The sequence below is a fragment of the uncultured Ralstonia sp. genome, assembly GCA_913056305.1.
GTDB lineage: Bacteria > Pseudomonadota > Gammaproteobacteria > Burkholderiales > Burkholderiaceae > Ralstonia.
Map to the genome: position 1 here is coordinate 1 of CAJXMR010000136.1, position 12,908 is coordinate 12,908.

Below are 12,908 nucleotides of genomic sequence, written 5' to 3' on the forward strand. Positions count from 1 at the left end.
ACATCTTGCGCAGGCCCGTGCGGCCGAGCGCCTTCTCCTGGTATTCCTGGTAGGCACGCTGCACCGCGTCGGCATTGCGCGCGAGGGCCTGCGGCACGGGCTGCACGAGCTGCAGGAAGCGCTCCTCGCGGCCGCTCTCGCCAGTCAGGCCGAAGCCGCGCGTGGCGCTGCCGCCGTCGTCGGCGCGCCGGTCGGCCAGCAGGCCGGTGCCCGCCCACTTGCGCACGGGCGTGCTACGCAACAGCGCGTTGTCGTCACGCGCGGCCGTGCCCAACGCCACCACCACGCGCAGCTGGTACAGATCGCTGCGGCGATTGCCCCCGCGCGCGCCCGGCGCAGACGCTGCGGCCGCCGGGGCCGATAGCGCATCACCGTCGGTCGCGCTGTCGCTGCCGCCTTCCAGGCTGGCGTAGCCGCCAGGCGCGCGCGCCTGCTCCAGCACGGCCTGCCCAGGGAAGTCCGGCACCAGCGTGTCATACGTGCTCGACGAGGTGGCCTCCACGCGGCCGTTGCCGGCAAAGATGGTGGCCTCCTGCACGCCGAATTGCTCACGCAACCGGTTGAGGTTGATGGCCGTGGCCGAGGCCGAACCATCGCCGAGCTGCTCGGCGATCAGGCGGCCCTTGTTCTGCAGGTCGGCCAGCGACGCATCCATGGTGGTCCGCCCGAGGTTCAGGCCCGCCTCCAGCGCCGACTCCACCTTCACGTCGAACCACGACTCGATGCTGCGCGAGACGAACTGCAGCGACACCAGGTAGATCAGCACGCCCGGCAGCACGCCCACCACGCCAAAGAACACCGCCAGCTTGGTCATCAGCCGCGTGCCGAACTTGCCGCGCCGCGCGCGCAGCGCCAGCGCCAGCATCAGCCCGCCGATGATCACCACCAGCATCACGCCGATGACGAGGTTGACCTTGTAGAGCAGGGTGAAGTACCGGTCGAAGAACTCGGTATTGGCCGACGCCGCGGCCAGCAGGCCGACCAGCACGATCGCCAGGAAGACGATGGTGCCCGCCACCACCTGGTAGAGCAGGCGCTTGTAGCTGCGGTCGAAAATCATTTGGCCGGCGCCAGCAGCAGCGATGCCGCGTTGTTCGGGCCGGCCGTCATGCCCCAGCCCGGATTGGGCGACAGCCCCAGCGCGCCAGCGGCCGGCGATGACGCAGGGGGCGGCACCGGGTTAGCGGGTGGCTGGATGGGCGGCAGGCTCGGCTGCGCGGGGGCAGTCGACACCGGCTCGTTCGGCACCAGGAAGGAGAACCGCTTCCACTCGGAGGCGAGGTTCCAGTCTCGCGTGTTCACGGCGTTGATCTGGAACGGCTTGGGCAGCTGCGTCACGTCCAGGCGCATGCGCACCTCGGCTTGCACGGTCTCGCCCGGCTTGACGGCGCGCTGCTCGAACACGCGCCAGCCGCGCACGTGCTGCATGAAATCGACCGCATCCTTCAGGCGCGAGAATGGCACCTGCAGGCCGCCAGTCGACACGCGGTACTGACGCGTGAGCGGGTGGTATGACAACCGCACCACGCGCGTCGCGCTGATGGCATGGTCGTCAAACCAGTACCAGCGCGGGCGGATCAGTTCGAACTCGACAAGGAAATACAGCGCGATGCCCTTGTTGACGGCATCTTCGAGGTTGGCGGGCAGATCGAAATCGAAATCGGCGGAGAGGTTCCAGCCGCCATCGGCGTATTCCAGCTGCGTGCGCCCGACCTCGATGGTCTGCGCCGGCGCCATGGCCGGCCACAGCAGACACAGCATGCCCAGCACGACCAGCCGTTGCAGCGCTTGCCGGAACCGGGACACGACCAGCCGGATCGATGGGCGAAGGAGGACAGTCACAACGGTCGTCGCATCAGGGCCGTTTCTGGAACACCGCGTAAAAGAAGCCGTCGTGGTCGAGCGGCAGGGGCGAGACACCGGGGTCGAAACCACCAGCCGGCGCCGCATCGGGCGAGGCCGGCAGCAACTGGCCGGGCGCGTGCAATCGTATCGCATCTTGCAGATGGCTTTCAAACCATCGGGCCTGGGTCTCGCCCTCCGTCGGGAAAATCGAACAGGTGACGTAAACGAGCTTGCCACCGGGCTTCAGGCATGCCCACAGCGCGCTGACGATGTCCCGCTGCAGCGCGGCCAGCGTCTTCAGGTCGGCCGCGCGACGCAGCCAGCGGATGTCCGGATGGCGCCGCACGATGCCCGCCGCCGAGCACGGCACGTCGGCCAGGATGCGATCGAACGGGCGGCCATCCCACCAGGCATCGGGCTTGGCCGCGTCGCCCACGCACACGGTGGCGCTCTGGCAGAGGCGCACGAGGTTCTCGCCGATGCGCGTGGCGCGAGCCGGATCGGACTCGAGCGCAACCACATCCAGGCCGTCCGCTAACTCAAGTAGGTGACCCGTCTTGCCGCCGGGCGCCGCGCAGGCGTCGAGCACGCGCTGGCCCGGCGCCACATCGAGCAACGCCGCCGCCAGTTGCGCGCCGGCATCCTGCACCGACACGTCGCCCTCGGCAAACCCGGGCAGCTCGGCCACCGGCACGGCACGCCCGAGACGCACAGCCTGCTCGCCGACGCGCGCGGCGTCGATGCCGGCCTCCGCCAGACGGGCGAGGTAGGCATCGACCGACACGCGGCGCGGGTTCACGCGCAACACCATCGGCGGGCGCCGGTTGCCGGCGGCGAGGATGGCCTGCCATGCCTCGGGGTAGGCCTCGCGCACGGCGTCGATCCACCACGCCGGGTAGTTGGTGGCCGCCACCGGGTCGGCCTGCATGGCGGCGACCAGCTCGCCTTGCTCGCGCAGGAAGCGGCGCAGCACGCCGTTGATCATGCCCTTGCCGTGCGCGAGCTTCGGGTCGGCCGAGGCGGCGCGCACGGTCTGGTCAACCACGGTGAAGGGCGCATAGGGCGGCGGATCATCGAGCAACTGGGCCAGCGCCACGCGCAGCAGGTTGGCGACGCCCTCAGCGGGCGGGCGTGGGATCAGCGTACGGATCAGCCAGTCGGCGCTGCCCATCCAGCGCGTGGCGCGGTAGGCAAGATCCTGCACGGCGCCGCGCACCGGGGCCGGCTGACCAGCGCAGACCGCGTCGATCGCCTGCGGCAGCGCCGTACCCTGGCGCAAGCGGCCAACGGCGGCAGCGGCAAGCGACAAGGCATGGGCGAGAGAGTCGGGCGGCAGACGCATCGGAGCAAAAACGGGACGGTGGAAAAGCAACGAGCCCGCGTGGGGCGGGCTCGTGCGGACTGCGGAAGTATAAAGGATGCGCCTGGTCAGGCTGGATACTGGCCGGTCTGCGCCATCTGCATCAGGCGCGCAATGCGCTCCTCGGTGGGCGGGTGCGTGCTGAACAGGTTGGCCAGGCCGCCGCCGTGCAGCGGGTTCATGATCATCATCTGCGCGGTGGCCGGGTGCGCCTCGGCGGCGGCAAACGGGATACCGGCGGCATAGCGGTGGATCTTGTCCAGCGCCGAGGCCAACGCCTGCGGGTCGCCGCTGATGGTCGCGCCACCGCGGTCGGCTTCGAACTCGCGCGCGCGCGAGATCGCCATCTGGATCAGCGACGCCGCCAGCGGAGCGAGGATCGCCACGGCAATCCCGGCGATCGGGTTGGCCGGACGGCCTTCCTCGTCGCGCCCGCCGAAGAACACGGCAAAGTTGGCCAGCGCCGAGATCGCACCGGCCATGGTGGCCGAGATGGTGGAGATCAGGATGTCGCGGTGCTGCACGTGGGCCAGCTCGTGCGCCATCACGCCGCGCAGTTCGCGCTCGGACAGGATGTTCAGGATGCCGGTGGTGGCCGCCACGGCGGCGTGCTCAGGGTCGCGGCCGGTGGCGAAGGCGTTGGGCTGCGCCTCGTTGATCAGGTACACACGCGGCATCGGCAGCTGCGCCCGCGTGGCCAGCTCGCGCACCATGCGGTAGAACTGCGGCGCGCTGGTCTCGTCGACTTCCTGCGCGTTGTACATGCGCAGGACCATCTTGTCGGAGAACCAGTACGAGAAGAAATTCATGCCCAGCGCAAACAGCAGCGCGAGCATCATGCCGTTGCGTCCGCCGATCATGCCGCCGATGACGATGAACAGCGCGGTGATCGCTGCCATCAGCATGAAGGTCTTGATCCAGTTGAACATGGGGGCGTGGCTCCTGTGGAGGATGGATTGGCGAGTCGTTTAGATCACGGCAACGCCTGAAAATTCAAGGAGTTGCGCGGTATTTCGCCGCAGATGACGGTTGCTTCGTCAACGAGTGGTGAACGCGAGCCGCGCGCCCAGCCCGATGAATGCCGTGCCGACCACGCGGTCGAGCCAGCGCTTGATGCCCGGCTTGCCCGCCACGCGGCGCGTGACGCTGGCCGCCACCCAGGCCACCATGCTGTTCCACACCGTCGACATGACGATGAACACCAAGCCCAGCGCCAAGAACGCCGCCGCCTTGTGCGCCGCATGCGGATCGACGAACTGCGGGAAGAACGACAGGAAGAACAGCACCACCTTCGGGTTCAGCACGTTGGTGAGGAAGCCCTGCATGAAGAGCGCCTTCAGCGGACGCAGGCGCGGGGCAGCTGCGGCCTCGGCCGGGGCCTCGTCGGGGGCGTCATCGCGCTCGGGCGGCGCGAGCAGCATGCGCCCGCCCAGGTAGATCAGGTACGCCGCGCCGATCACCTTGATGACGGTGAACGCCACCGTCGATGCCGCCAGCAGCGCCGTCAGCCCGAACGCCACCGCCAGCACGTGCACGCAGCACCCCGCCGACACGCCCAGGCTCGACAGCAGCCCCGCCACCCGCCCCTGCGACACGCTGCGCCCGACGATGTAGGCCGTATCCGGCCCCGGCGTCACGTTGAGCAGGAACACGGCCAGCATGAACAGCGGCAGGTTGACGATGCCCAGGGGTGTCATGGCGTGGGCCCTCTCTATATAGATAGGTGGGAGAAAAATCAGCCGCGCGAGGCGAAGCGCTGGCCCGGCTGGATCGACAGGCCCTGCAGGAACTCGCGCGCCGGCAGGCGCTTGCCGCCGGGCTTCTGCAACTGTGTCACGCGCAGCGCGCCGGCGCCACAGGCAATCAGCACCCCATCGGCATCGGCGGCGAGCACGGTGCCGGGTGCGGCATCGGCCGGGCGGTCGGCCAATGCTTCGGCCTGCCAGAACTTGACCGCCACGCCATCGAGTGCCGCCGAGGCGCCCGGGAACGGGTTGAACGCATGCACCTGCCGCAGCAGCGCGGCCGACTGGCGCGACCAGTCGAGCGCCGCCTCGTCCTTGGCGATCTTCTCGGCGTACGTCACGCCCTCGGCAGGCTGTGGCGTAGCGGCCAGCTTGCCGTCCTGCGCGAGCTTGGCCAGTGCCTCGACCACCATGCGCCCGCCCAGGGCTGCCAGCGTATCGTGCAGCGTACCGGTGGTGTCGGTCAGGCCGATCGGCGCGTGCTCCATGGCGATCATGTCCCCGGTGTCCAGGCCGGCGTCCATCTGCATCAGCGTGATGCCGGACTCGGCGTCGCCGGCTTCGATGGCGCGGTGGATGGGCGCGGCGCCACGCCAGCGCGGCAGCAGCGAGGCGTGGATGTTGATGCAGCCGAAGCGCGGCAGGTCCAGCACTTCCTGCGGCAGGATCAGGCCATAGGCGGCCACCACCATCACGTCCGGGCGCTGCGCGGCCAGCGCATCGATGCCCTCGGCCGCTTCCTGCGGGTATTTGCCCGCGCGCCGTAGTGACGGCGGCTGCAGGATCGGCCCGAGCCCATGCGAGACGGCGTATTGCTTGACGGGGCTCGCCTGCAGTTGCATGCCGCGCCCGGCCGGCCGGTCCGGCTGGCTCAGCACCGCGACGATGGGAAACCCGGCCTGGTGGATCGCCGCCAGGGCGATCTGGGCAAATTCCGGCGTGCCGGCAAACGCGACGCGAAGCGTGGTGGTCATCGATCTGGGAAACGGATGAGCGCTGGCGATGCAGCGCGTATATCAACGGCGGTTGCGGAGCTGCGTGTCGGTCAGCGGCACGATCGGCTCGGGCGTCGGCAGGGCCTCGGTCACGCCATTGCCGCGCCGCTGGAACAGCGAAAACGTTTCATTCGTGTCGCCCGGGCGGCTGCCGCGCCAGACCAGTTCCCAGTCCGCGCCCTTGGGCTCGCGGCGGCGGTGCTCGGGCGATTTCTCAAGCACGAGCATCAGGTCACAGGTGCGTGCGGCCGGGTTGGGCCGATGCGCGTCGCCGGTGCCGCTATGGCCGAGCAGCCATTTGACCGGGCGCACGCCGGTCTCGTAGTGCATCAGGGCGCGCTCGCTCTCGCCCATGCCGCGCGTGGCCACGCAGATCTGCGCGGATTCCAGCGCGGGCTTGATCGCCTGGAACAGCGGGCGGTAGCTGCGCGCATCGTCCACCCAGGGCATCAGCAGCGTGCCGAGCAGGCCCCAGACCAGGCCGATGCCGCCGGCCCACGCCACCACGCCCGAGCGCGCCGGGCGCAGCCACACACACGCCAGCCACAATGCGGTGATGCCCACTGCCGCCAGCACCGCCACCGGGTGGACCAGCATGTCGTACGGCAGCGGCAGCACGCGGCCCAGCGCCTTGGCCAGCCAGCCCGGCAGCAACGCACCGCTGCCGGTCACCAGTGCGGCCCACACCGCCCACACCACCGCCCCCAGCACGCCAAACAGCACCACCAGCGTCACCCAGATGCGCGCGCGCCACGCCGGCGACACCAGCAGCAACAGCGGCGCACCGAGCAGGGCCAGCGCCGGTTGCAGCGGCATCAGATACACGTCGCGCAGCACCGCCGAGCGCAGCATCACCGCCAGCGTCACCAGCACGAACAGCGCCACCACCAGGTGCCCCTGATACGGCAACAGCCACGCCGCCCGCGCGCCGCGTCCGCGCTGGCGTGCCAGCTTCCACAGCGAGAGGCCGAGCACGCCCACCGCCGGCCACACCGCTGGCGTGCCGGTCAGGAAGATGGAGCGGATCGTGGTGGAGAGCGATCCTTTCTCGCCGCCCAGCTGGGTGAAACCAAAGAAGCGGCCGATGTTGTTGACCCAGAACCACTCAATAAACAGATCCGGCGACTCGCGCCAGAAGATGGCCGGCCAGATCACCAGCCACGGCAGCGCCGCCGCCAGCGACACCAGATAGAAACGCCACGCCTGCCGGCTGCGGAAATCGGGCAGTACCGCCATCGCCGCCAGCACCGTCGCCGCCAACAGGCCCGGCACCAGCACGCCCTTGCCCAGGAAGGCGACGCCCAGGCCGGTGCCGAACCACAGCGCGGGCCGTGTCACATCCACGCCTGCCGGGCCGCCCGCCTCGCTGGCCTTGGCGTAGTACACCAGGCCATAGAGCGCCATGGCCGTGCCGGCCAGTTGCGGCACGTCGGCGATGAACTTGTGCACGTGCTCGACCAGCCCGATGCAGCCGACAAACAGCAGCAGGGCACCCAGCGCGTAATCGCGCAACGCCGTGCCGCCGGCATCCAGCCCGGCCAGGCGGCGCTCGGCCAGGGTCGGCCCCGGGCCGCGTGCCAATTGCGCACCGACGCGCATGCGCCAATCGCGCGCCTCGCCGCGCAGCAGGCGCGCCGCGCGCCACACGGACAAGCAGGCCAGCGCCATCCAGAACAGCACCGCCAGCCGCACCGCCTCGTGCGGCGGCAACTCCGGCACCGCGAGCGCGGCCAGCGCGCCGCTCCAGTACATCAGTGGCGGCTTCTCGACGAAAGGCTCGAACGCCACGTTGGGCACCACCCAGTCGCCGCGTTCGATGATGTTGAGCACGATGCCGAACGAGTACGGCTCGTCCGCCTTCCATGGCGCCCGCCAGAACGTGCCGACGACCAGATACGCGCACACCATCAGCACGATGGCCATGCGCCAATGACGCACCAGCACTGCCGACAGGCGGCGCGCTTCGGTGCGGCCTGCAGTTTCGGCAGTCGGCATCAACGGTACCGGGCGGGGGTGCGCGTCGGCATCAGGCGTCACGTGGTCTGGCGCTCGCGCTGGAGTTCCTGCTGGTGCTTCTTGAGCTTGAGCTTGATGCGGTCCTGCTTGAGCGGCGACAGGTATTCGACAAACACCTTGCCCATCAGGTGATCCATCTCGTGCTGGATGCACACGGCCAGCAGGCCATCGGCCTCCAGCTCGAAGGTCTCGCCCTTCTCATTCAGTGCACGCACGCGCACGCGGTCCGGACGCTCGACCTTGTCGTAAATGTCGGGCACCGACAGGCAGCCTTCGTCCCAGACCTTGCGCTCGGCGCTGGCCCAGACGATCTCGGGGTTGATGAAGACGCGCAACTCGTCACGCGACTCCGACACGTCAATGGTGATCACGCGCTCGTGCACGTCGACCTGCGTGGCAGCCAGGCCGACGCCCGGCGCCTCGTACATGGTCTCGGCCATGTCGGCAACCAGCTTGCGGATACGATCGTCCACTTGGGCGACCGGTTTGGCGACCTTGTGCAGGCGCGCGTCAGGGTATTGCAGGATATTCAGTAGGGCCATGATGCTTGGCAACAACGGTTGCGGAAGGCCACGCTAATGGGGGGTTGCCTTCAATTGCGATCGCTTCGAATGTCATGCAGAATCGGGGGCGCTATCCGCCACTTGGCTTAGGAAAAAGCCTGACGAATGTTCGATGCCATACCCCTCTTGCTGCCGCGCGGGAAACCCACATGGGAAGCGCGCAGCGGCGGCGGCCAGGCGTCGGACAGGTACGCGGACCACTCGCCGATTCTTCATAGAATAATGCGCCATCGTAACACACCGCTGCAGTCCAAGCCCGCCACGAAACCGCGCCAGTCTTACGTTTGCGCCCTGTCAGCGGTTGCCGCGGCAGCCCTGTTTTGCGCGGGCGCACTTCATGCTGCCGAACGCGCTGTCTCGCCGGCACAACAGGCCCAGGCCACGACGGCCGCCCAGGCGGGCGTCGCTGAATCCGAACTCGCCGCCAATGCGCCTGCGCAATACACCGTGCGCCGCGGCGACACGCTGTGGGCGATCTCCGGCAAGTACCTCAAGCGGCCCTATCGCTGGCCCGAGCTGTGGGGCATGAACCGGGAGCAGATTCGCAACCCGCACCTGATCTATCCGGGCCAGGTCCTGTACCTGCACCACGCCAATGGGCGTGCGTGGCTGTCGAGCTCGCAAGCCTCGGCCGACGGCAGCACGGTGCGCCTGTCGCCGCACGCCCGCGTGGCGGGGCAAGACGGCGATGCGATCCCCAGCATCCCCTCCGCCGCCATCGAGCCGTTCCTGACGCAGCCGATCGTGGTGGATGAAGAGATGCTGGCAACGCCGGCCCGCATCATGGAGCTGCCAGAAGGGCGCGTGTACCTCGGCAAGGGCGAATCCGCCTATGCCCGCGGCCTGCCCGCCGGCGAAGCCGGTGCCGCCGGCACCGAATGGCAAGGCTACCGCCCGGTGCGCCCGCTCAAGGATCCCGTCACCGGCCGCGTGCTCGGCTACGAGGCAGACTTCCTTGGCACCCTGCGCGTGGTGCGCCCGGCCACCGGCCCGCAGGCCGTGTCCAAGCTGGAAGTGCTGTCGTCCAAGGAAGAAATGGGCGTCGGCACGCAGCTGATGCCGGTGCCGCCGCGCGTGCCGGTCCGCTACTCGCCGCATGCGCCAGAGGGCGACGTGCATGGCGTAGTGGCCAAGGTCACGGGCGGTGTGCGCTTTGGCGGCACCGACCAGGTGGTCGTGCTGAACATCGGCAGCACCAACGGCGTGGAGGCGGGTCACGTGCTGGCGCTGTCGCGCGCCGGACTGGTGACCACGGATCGCACCGCCGGCAACGAGGCCGTACAACTGCCGGAAGAACGCTACGGCCTGGCCTTCGTGTTCCGCGTATTCCCGCACGTGGCCTATGCGCTCGTGACGGACGCGTCGAACGCGGTGGAAGTGGGCGACGCCGTCAGCAACCCGATGTCGCCGCAACCCTGACCGCCGTTTCCTGATGCTTCGACCTGCCGTCCTGATTTGACCGACGCCTCACAGGCCGCGGCGAGCGCCGCGGCCGATCCCGCTGATCCCCTCACCTCCACGCGCGATGCGGCCGAGCTGGCCGCATGGCTGCGCCTGACCGAAACGCCTGGCGTCGGCCCTGTCGCCGCGCGGCAATTGCTGGCGGCCTTCGGCCTGCCGCAAGACATCTTCGCCCAACCGTACTCCGCGCTCGCCAAGCTGCTGCCCGAGCGGCAGGCGCGCGCGCTGCTGGCCGAACCGGACGCGGCGCTCGCGGCCCTGATCGAACGCACCGTCGCCTGGGCGGCGGAACCGGGCAACGCCATCTTCACGCTGGCCGACCGCGGCTACCCGCCCCGCCTGTTGGAGCTGCCCGATCCGCCGACGCTGCTGTACGCCAAGGGCGATACATCCCTGCTGCGCGCAGCGGCGGTGGGCGTGGTCGGCGCGCGCAACGCCACGGCGCAGGGCCTGGAGAATGCGCGCGCGTTTGCGCAGGTGCTGTCGGCGGCCAAGGTAACGGTCATCTCGGGGCTGGCGCTCGGCATTGACGCGGCGGCGCACGAGGGGGCGCTGACGGGGCCGGGCAGCACCATCGCCGTGGTCGGCACCGGGCTCGATATTGTTTACCCGGCGCGCAACCGGGCGCTGGCGCACCGCATTGCCGAGGCCGGGCTCATCGTCTCGGAATACCCGCTGGGCATGGGCGCGCGGGCAGAAAACTTCCCGCGCCGCAACCGCCTGATCTCAGGGCTCGCGCGCGGGCTGCTGGTGGTGGAGGCAGCGGCGCAATCCGGCTCGCTCATTACCGCGCGGCTGGCGGCCGAGCAGGGGCGCGATGTGTTCGCCATTCCCGGCTCGATCCACTCACCGCTGGCCAAGGGCTGCCATCTGCTGATCAAGCAGGGCGCCAAGCTGGTCGAGACGGCGGCCGATATCCTCGACGAGTTGGGCTGGGGACGCGTGGCCGCGCCGGCCAAGCGGGCGGTGCGTGCCACGCCCGCCGCAGCCCCGGCGGCGGAACCGGCCGCAAGCACCCGCCCTGCTTCCAGCGCTGCAGAGACCGCCTTGCTCGATGCGCTCGGCTTCGACCCCGTCGACCTGGATACCCTGTGCGAGCGCACCGGCCAGGCGGCGGCGGCCCTGTCGGCGCAGTTGCTGGCACTGGAGCTGGACAGCCGCGTCGAGCGCCAGCCGGGCGGCCGCTTCCTGCGGCTGCCGTGAAAGCGTGCCTACAATAGGCGCGACGTTCCCGCCGCTTGCCATGCCCTTGCTCTCGCCCGACACCAACGCCGCCACCCTGCACGCCCGCCTGCGCGCGGGGCAATTGCTGGTCGCCTGCCTGTGCGCCGAGTGGTGTGGCACGTGCCGCAGCTACCGCACCACCTTCACCGAGCTGGCCGCAAGGCATCCGGATTGCTGCTTCGTCTGGGTGGATGTGGAAGATCATGCCGACGCCCTGGGCGATTTCGACGTCGAGAACTTCCCCACCCTGCTGGTCCAGCGCATGGATGACCGCGGGGATGTGTTGTTTTTCGGCCCCGTGCTGCCGCATGCAGGTGTGGTCGAGGGCTTGCTTTCGCGTGACTTGGGCGCCGCGCCCGCCGTGGCGGCGGCACCCGACTTGCGTGGCTGGTTGCTGCAATCGGCGTGATTGCCAGCCTTGACAACGCCAGGCGATGCATGCGCCACTCTATTGCGCCTGAAAAGGAACCGCGCTTATGATTGGCGGCCAAATTCGGGGCTGAATCTTCTGATAGGGCCTCGATGCGCGTCCCGACGGGCGCCGGCGGCACTTGAAAGTCGGCCCGCGAAGCCATAAGACTCTACAAAAGCCACGCGAACGGTCGCTATAGATAAGCGACCTCTTGTTTACCCGATTACTTGCGATCGCCAGGATCCGCTCACATGTCCAAGGCTCTCATCATTGCCGAAAAACCGTCGGTCGCCGCTGATATCGCGCGCGCGCTGGGTGGCTTCACCAAGCACGACGAGTACTACGAAAGCGACGACCTCGTCCTTTCGTCGGCGGTTGGCCACCTGGTCGAGATCGCCGCGCCCGACGAATACGAAGTCAAGCGCGGCAAATGGAGCTTCGCTCACCTGCCGGTGATCCCGCCTCACTTCGACCTGCGCCCGATCGCCAAGTCCGAATCGCGCCTGAAGGTGCTCACGCGCCTGATCAAGCGCAAGGACGTGACCAGCCTGATCAACGCCTGTGACGCGGGGCGCGAGGGCGAACTGATCTTCCGCCTGATCGCGCAGCATGCAAACACCAAGCTGCCGGTCCAGCGCCTGTGGCTGCAGTCGATGACGCCGCAATCCATCCGCGACGGCTTCGCCAAGCTGCGCACCGACGAAGAAATGCTGCCGCTGGCCGACGCCGCCCGCTGCCGTTCCGAGGCCGATTGGCTGGTCGGCATCAACGGCACGCGCGCGATGACCGCCTTCAACAGCAAGGGCGGCGGCTTTTTCCTGACCACCGTGGGCCGCGTGCAGACGCCGACGCTGTCGATCGTGGTGGAGCGCGAAGAGAAGATCAAACGCTTCGTGCCGCGCGACTACTGGGAAGTGCACGCCGAGTTCATCGCCGCGGCCGGCCTGTACGAGGGCCGCTGGTTCGACCCGAAGTTCAAGAAGAACGAGTTCGACCCCGAGCAGCGCGACTCGCGCCTGTGGAGCGAGGCCGAGGCCAAGAGCATCGTCGCCGCATGCCGCGACAAGCCGGGCAGCGTGACGGAAGAATCGAAGCCGTCGACGCAGATGTCGCCGGCGCTGTTCGACCTGACCAGCCTGCAGCGAGAGGCCAACGGCCGCTTCGGCTTCTCGGCCAAGAACACGCTGGGCCTGGCGCAGGCGCTGTATGAAAAGCACAAGGTGCTGACCTACCCGCGTACCGATTCGCGCGCGCTGCCCGAAGACTACATGGGCACGGTCAAGCAGA

The 12,908-nt window shown here is 68.9% G+C and carries 11 protein-coding genes and 1 pseudogene; 4 read left to right on the plus strand and 8 right to left on the minus strand.

Going from position 1 to position 12,908, the window contains the following annotated elements; all coding sequences use genetic code 11:
- The 8 genes and pseudogenes from QZ609_RS18250 to def all read right to left on the minus strand — a co-directional run.
- Window positions 1–1,060: pseudogene (locus QZ609_RS18250) on the minus strand (PAS domain-containing sensor histidine kinase); the annotation flags it as partial.
- Window positions 1,057–1,842 (minus strand): DUF4390 domain-containing protein, encoded by a 786-nt coding sequence (locus QZ609_RS18255; RefSeq protein WP_295497747.1) that lies wholly within the window; start codon window positions 1,840–1,842, stop codon window positions 1,057–1,059. The gene QZ609_RS18255 and the pseudogene QZ609_RS18250, both read right to left, overlap by 4 nt.
- Window positions 1,843–1,855: 13 nt before the next feature.
- A complete protein-coding gene (gene rsmB, locus QZ609_RS18260) occupies window positions 1,856–3,187 on the minus strand; it encodes a 16S rRNA (cytosine(967)-C(5))-methyltransferase RsmB (protein WP_295497749.1) in 1,332 nt (443 codons plus the stop codon).
- Between the two features lie 86 nt (window positions 3,188–3,273).
- Entirely contained in the window at window positions 3,274–4,134 is an 861-nt protein-coding gene (gene htpX, locus QZ609_RS18265) for a zinc metalloprotease HtpX (protein WP_295497751.1), read from the minus strand.
- 108 nt (window positions 4,135–4,242) lie between these two features.
- Window positions 4,243–4,902, minus strand: coding sequence for a LysE family translocator (locus QZ609_RS18270; RefSeq protein ID WP_295497752.1), 660 nt, complete (start codon window positions 4,900–4,902; stop codon window positions 4,243–4,245).
- A 38-nt stretch (window positions 4,903–4,940) separates the two neighbouring features.
- A complete protein-coding gene (gene fmt / locus QZ609_RS18275) occupies window positions 4,941–5,924 on the minus strand; it encodes a methionyl-tRNA formyltransferase (RefSeq protein ID WP_295497754.1) in 984 nt (327 codons plus the stop codon).
- A gap of 42 nt (window positions 5,925–5,966) precedes the next feature.
- On the minus strand, window positions 5,967–7,940 hold the full coding sequence (locus QZ609_RS18280) for a glycosyltransferase family 39 protein (RefSeq protein WP_295497756.1): 1,974 nt from the start codon (window positions 7,938–7,940) through the stop codon (window positions 5,967–5,969).
- Between the two features lie 38 nt (window positions 7,941–7,978).
- Window positions 7,979–8,503 (minus strand): peptide deformylase, encoded by a 525-nt coding sequence (def, locus tag QZ609_RS18285; RefSeq protein ID WP_295497758.1) that lies wholly within the window; start codon window positions 8,501–8,503, stop codon window positions 7,979–7,981.
- 264 nt (window positions 8,504–8,767) lie between these two features.
- Here def and QZ609_RS18290 point away from each other — a divergent pair, with 264 nt between their 5' ends.
- The 4 genes from QZ609_RS18290 to QZ609_RS18305 all read left to right on the plus strand — a co-directional run.
- Window positions 8,768–9,943, plus strand: a complete 1,176-nt coding sequence (locus tag QZ609_RS18290) for a LysM peptidoglycan-binding domain-containing protein (protein ID WP_295497766.1) — start codon at window positions 8,768–8,770, stop codon at window positions 9,941–9,943.
- 36 nt (window positions 9,944–9,979) lie between these two features.
- A complete protein-coding gene (dprA, locus tag QZ609_RS18295; protein ID WP_295497760.1) occupies window positions 9,980–11,188 on the plus strand; it encodes a DNA-processing protein DprA in 1,209 nt (402 codons plus the stop codon).
- A 40-nt stretch (window positions 11,189–11,228) separates the two neighbouring features.
- Window positions 11,229–11,618 (plus strand): thioredoxin family protein, encoded by a 390-nt coding sequence (locus QZ609_RS18300; protein WP_295497762.1) that lies wholly within the window; start codon window positions 11,229–11,231, stop codon window positions 11,616–11,618.
- Between the two features lie 254 nt (window positions 11,619–11,872).
- The coding region (locus tag QZ609_RS18305) for a DNA topoisomerase (protein ID WP_295497764.1) at window positions 11,873–12,908 on the plus strand (1,036 nt) is incomplete at its 3' end.

Excerpts from the sequence above, each read along its gene's own strand:
- rsmB (WP_295497749.1), bottom strand. The coding sequence starts at position 3,187 with ATGCGTCTGCCGCCCGACTCTCTCGCCCATGCCTTGTCGCTTGCCGCT.
- htpX (WP_295497751.1), bottom strand. The coding sequence starts at position 4,134 with ATGTTCAACTGGATCAAGACCTTCATGCTGATGGCAGCGATCACCGCG.
- QZ609_RS18270 (WP_295497752.1), bottom strand. The coding sequence starts at position 4,902 with ATGACACCCCTGGGCATCGTCAACCTGCCGCTGTTCATGCTGGCCGTG.
- fmt (WP_295497754.1), bottom strand. The coding sequence starts at position 5,924 with ATGACCACCACGCTTCGCGTCGCGTTTGCCGGCACGCCGGAATTTGCC.
- QZ609_RS18280 (WP_295497756.1), bottom strand. The coding sequence starts at position 7,940 with ATGCCGACTGCCGAAACTGCAGGCCGCACCGAAGCGCGCCGCCTGTCG.
- def (WP_295497758.1), bottom strand. The coding sequence starts at position 8,503 with ATGGCCCTACTGAATATCCTGCAATACCCTGACGCGCGCCTGCACAAG.
- QZ609_RS18300 (WP_295497762.1), top strand. The coding sequence starts at position 11,229 with ATGCCCTTGCTCTCGCCCGACACCAACGCCGCCACCCTGCACGCCCGC.